The sequence below is a fragment of the Mesorhizobium sp. M0496 genome, from assembly GCF_040321205.1.
Taxonomy (GTDB): domain Bacteria; phylum Pseudomonadota; class Alphaproteobacteria; order Rhizobiales; family Rhizobiaceae; genus Mesorhizobium.
Genome location: NZ_JAMYRC010000094.1, coordinates 1 through 3,461 on the forward strand (window position 1 = coordinate 1; position 3,461 = coordinate 3,461).

General features: G+C 65.0%; 2 protein-coding genes. Both read left to right on the forward strand.

Translation table 11 applies throughout. The features are described 5' to 3' along the window. The first annotated feature begins 136 nt into the window (after positions 1-136). Positions 137-1,768, forward strand: coding sequence for a copper resistance CopC/CopD family protein (locus NKI73_RS33390; protein ID WP_352636290.1), 1,632 nt, complete (start codon positions 137-139; stop codon positions 1,766-1,768). 151 nt (positions 1,769-1,919) lie between these two features. After that, on the forward strand, positions 1,920-3,347 hold the full coding sequence (gene gnd / locus NKI73_RS33395) for an NADP-dependent phosphogluconate dehydrogenase (RefSeq protein WP_352636292.1): 1,428 nt from the start codon (positions 1,920-1,922) through the stop codon (positions 3,345-3,347). Positions 3,348-3,461 lie beyond the last annotated feature (114 nt).

Genomic DNA, 3,461 nt, shown 5'->3' on the forward strand with positions numbered 1-3,461 from the left:
CACCCACACCCCGGGGCCCGGCACGTATCAACCCCCATTTAAAACCCGGCCCCCCGCAAAAAAACTCCCCCCTATTAATTTTTTTTTGCCCCGGCCGCGCCCGCACGCGCCCGCCGCTATCTTTTGTGGCGGTGACATGAGCACGACGTCCTACCTGCAAACGGCTTCCATGGCCGGCCACCGCGCCGGCCGGCTTGTCGTCGGCCTGCTGGCCCTGATCGTGTTTCTCGCCATCATGGCAAATCAGGCTTTCGCCCATGCCGCGCTGATCAAGACCGACCCGGCCGATGGCGCGGTGCTGGAACAGGGGCCGGCACAGTTCTCGCTGACCTTCAGCGAGCCGGTCTCGCCGCTGGTGCTGACCCTGGTGAAACCCGACGGCACGCCGGTTCCGCTGTCCTCCTTCCGCCTCAGCGACCAGACTGTCGAGATCGATAATCCGCAGCCGCTCAAGTCCGGCACGCATGTCTTGAGCTGGCGCGTCATTTCCGCCGACGGCCATCCGGTCGGTGGTTCCCTGCTGTTTTCCATCGGCGCGCCAAGCGCGCCGCCGGCGGTGTCCGAAGCTGTCGACTGGTCGTTGCGATCGGCGATCTGGACCGGCAAGGTCTTTCTCTACATCGGTCTTTTCCTCGGCGTTGGCGGCGCCTTTGCCCTTGCCTGGCTGGCCCGAGATGTCCGCGCCGGACAGCGCTTCGTTGCGGCTGCAATCCTGGGCGGGCTGGTCGCGGCACCGCTGTCGCTTGGCCTACAGGGGCTCGATGCGCTCGGGGCACCGCTCTCCCATCTGGCGCAACCGGTCATCTGGCGGACCGGGCTCGGCACCAGCTTCGGCTGGACTGTGCTGGTCGCGCTGATCGCGCTGTGGCTCGGCCTGCTGTCGCTGGCCGGACCGCGCGCCGCCGCCAAGCCATTTGCGCTGGCCGGCCTGGCCGGGGTGGGTGTCGCGCTTGCCGCCAGCGGCCATGCCAGTGCCGCCGAGCCGCAATGGCTGACGCGACCAATGGTGTTCCTGCACGGCGTCGGCATCTCCTTCTGGGCCGGTGCGCTGGTGCCACTCGGCATGGCGCTGAAGGGGCAATCGGCGGAGGCCGCGCCATTCCTGCGGCGGTTTTCACGCCTGATCCTGCCAGTGGTGGCCGTGCTTGCCGCTGCCGGCGTCGTTCTCGCCGTCATCCAGGTGCAAACGCCCTTGGCACTGGTAGACACCGCCTATGGCCGGCTGCTGCTGATCAAGCTCGGGCTCCTGGCCTTCCTGTTTACGCTCGCCGCCGTCAACCGATGGAAACTCACAGCGTCGGCCGAGGCCGGAGCGACGGAAGTGCAACGCAGGCTCTCCCGTTCGATCGGCGTCGAACTGCTGATCGTGCTGGCCATCTTCGGCGTGGCCGCTGGCTGGCGCTTTACGCCGCCGCCACGAGCCCTGGCGATCGCGGCCGCCCAACCTGTCTCGGTCCATATCCATGCGCTGCAAGCAATGGCCGACCTCAGCATCACGCCCGGCCATGCCGGACCGGTGGTTGCCTCGATGATCATCATGAGCGGCGATTTCGGCCCGCTCGACGCCAAGGAGGTGACGCTGGTGCTGTCGAAGCCCGATTCCGGCATCGAGCCGCTGAAGCGTGCGGCGACCAAGCCCGGCGACGGCAGCTGGCGTGTCGACGACCTCGTCATCCCGGTTCCCGGTCGGTGGACGGTGCGCATCGACATTCTGGTCTCGGACTTCGAGATGGTGAAGATCGAGGCGCCTGTCGACATCAGGCCGTAATGCTGGACCGCCAGGTACCTCGACACGGGCACGGTCGACAATCCGGGTAACACAATTCGGCGAGGCGGTTGACGCGGCGCGAAAGGCCCGTCAATCATCCCCGCAAAATCGCGGGCTCCAACCAACAAGATCCGAAAGCAGGGAAGAAACGATGGAAAAAGCCGAAATCGGTCTGATCGGCCTTGGCACGATGGGCTCCAACCTGGCGCTCAACATCGCCGAGCACGGGCATCGCATCGCCGTCTTCAACCGCACCAAAGCGCGCACCGACGCTTTCGTCGAGAATGCCGGCGCGCTCAGGGATATGGTCGTGCCTTGCTACAGCCTGGAAGAGCTTGCCGCCGCGATCCGGCCGCCGCGCCCGATCATCATCATGGTGCTGGCCGGCAAGCCGGTCGACGAACAGATCGCCGCCTTGCGCGGCGTGCTGTCGGCCAACGACATTGTCATCGACGCCGGCAACGCCAATTTCCGCGACACGATGAGGCGCTTCTCCGAGCTTTCCGGCTCGGGTCTCACCTTCATCGGCATGGGTGTGTCCGGCGGCGAGGAGGGTGCGCGCCACGGACCGTCGATCATGGTCGGCGGCACTGAGGACTCCTGGAAACGGGTCGAGAAGGTGCTGACCGCGATCTCCGCCAAGTTCAAGGACGAACCCTGCGCGGCATGGCTCGGCACCGACGGTGCTGGCCATTTCGTCAAGACCATCCACAACGGCATCGAATATGCCGACATGCAGATGATCGCCGAGATTTACGGCATCCTGCGCGACGGCTTAGGCATGGGACCGAAGGACATCGGTACGGTGTTTTCCAACTGGAACGAGGGCCGGCTCAATTCCTACCTGATAGAGATCACCGCCAAGGTGCTGGCTGCCGACGATCCGAAGACCGGCAAGCCGGTGGTCGACATCATCCTCGACCGCGCCGGCCAGAAGGGTACCGGCAAATGGTCGGTCATCGAAGCCCAGCAGCTCGGCATTCCCGCGACCGCGATCGAGGCGGCGGTGGCGGCACGGGTTCTGTCGTCGATCAAGGACGAGCGACTGGCGGCGGAAAAGGCCTATGGCAATATCGGTGTGACCAAGATTTCCGGTGACAAGGACGCTCTGCTCAAGGATCTCGAACTGGCGCTGTTCGCCGGCAAGATATCAGCCTACGCCCAAGGTTTTGCGGTGATGAGCGGCGCCTCCAAGGAGTTCAACTGGAACCTGCCGATGCCGACCATCGCCAAGATCTGGCGCGCTGGTTGCATCATCCGCTCGCAGATGCTCGATACGATGGCGGAAGCCTTCAGCAAGGGCGGCGCCTCGACCAACCTTCTGATGGCGCCGGCCTTTATCTCGTTGATGCAGGAGGCGCACTCTTCGCTGCGGCGGGTCGTGGCGCGCGCATCGGAGGCCGGTTCGCCGGTGCCGGCGCTGTCTTCGGCACTTGCCTACTTCGACAGCTACCGCCAGGGCCGTGGCACTTCGAACCTGATCCAGGCGCAGCGCGACTTCTTCGGTGCGCACGGTTTCGAGCGCATCGACGGACCCGGTGCATTCCATGGGCCTTGGGGAAGCGGTGCGGCTGGCTAGCAAAGCCAGCCCATAAGCCATGCTCTAGATGTGGAGCCTCAACAGGTTGTCGTCGGTTAAGGCGAGGCGACTGATGGGCGGTTTTGACTTTAGGCTGCCGTGGGGGCGATGCCA